General features: G+C 69.3%; 1 protein-coding gene. It reads right to left on the bottom strand.

Going from position 1 to position 1109, the window contains the following annotated elements; translation table 11 throughout:
- Positions 1–47: 47 nt before the first annotated feature.
- A partial coding sequence (locus tag ACZ67T_RS46330; protein ID WP_469993115.1) for an RNA-guided endonuclease InsQ/TnpB family protein occupies positions 48–1109 on the bottom strand: 1062 nt, incomplete at its 5' end.

Here is a 1109-nt window from a genome sequence, read left to right as displayed (position 1 = left end):
GTGACTCCTCCCCCCGGATAAATCCGGGGGGCTTCTCCTGTCGGTGGCTATGCCACGTCGGGAAGGACCAGCCCGGCCCTGAGTGCGACGTTCCAGGCGCCCACGCGGTCGGCGTGGTCGATGTGCTGGCATAAGGTGCACTGGAACTTTTCGCCGTCGCGGTTCCGCGCGTCCACGTGCCCGCATTCGGGGCAGGTGCGCGAGGTGTTGCGGGGGTCCACCGGGATCAATACACGAGCGGCGCTTTCAGCCTTCTGCGCGAGGATGCCCAGGAACACCCCCCAACCCGCGTCAAGAATGCTGCGGTTGAGTCCGGCCTTCGAGGCGGCGCCGTTCGCCAGGAACGCTCCGGGCATCTCGGGGTCGGGCTTCGGCTTGGGAGTGCGAACCAAGTTCGCGATGCTCAGCCGCTCGTGCGCGATCTGGTCGTAGTCGCCAACCAGGCAGAGCGCGGCTTTGTGCGCGTGGTCCAGGCGCTGACGGCGGACCTTGCGGTGCAGCTTGGCAACCTTCTCCACGGCCCGGCGGTGCTTGGCGGTGCGGGTCTCCCGCGTGCGCCGAGGGAACGCCTTGAGGGCACGCTGAGCCTCCGCGAGGGCGTCGGCGTTGCGCTTGCCGTGCCGGGGGTTCTCGACGTGCGCGCCCTCGGAGGTGGTGAAGAAGTGCGTGACACCCATGTCGATGCCGCACGCCGCGCCCGTGGCCGGCAGCGGCTCGGCGGCCACCTCGTCGCAGGCGAGGGCGACATACCACTGCCGACCCTCGCGCTTGATGCTGACGGTCTTGACGCGACCCTTCACGGGCCGGTGCTGGTGCACGCGGACGTGCCCGACGCCTTGCAGGCGCACGCGGGTGACGGGGTCGTGCCCGGTGGAGTCCCACCGGCAGCCGTCGCCATCCTTGGGGAACTCCACCGTGTCGAACCACATCGCACCCCGAAACCGGGGATAGCCCGGCTTCTCCCCGGCCTTCACGCGCCGGAAGAACGCTTGGAACGCCTTGTCCAGACGGCGAAGCGTGGCCTGCTGGGAGGAGAACGACCAGCGGCCCTGACGCTCCGGGTCGAAGGCGCGGATCTCCTTGAGCTGCGCGGACTGCTGCCCGTACTT

This window comes from Streptomyces sp. NPDC107517, assembly GCF_055582645.1.
The sequence above is the reverse complement of the archived record's forward strand: the minus strand, read 5'-3'. Positions and strand labels throughout refer to the sequence as shown.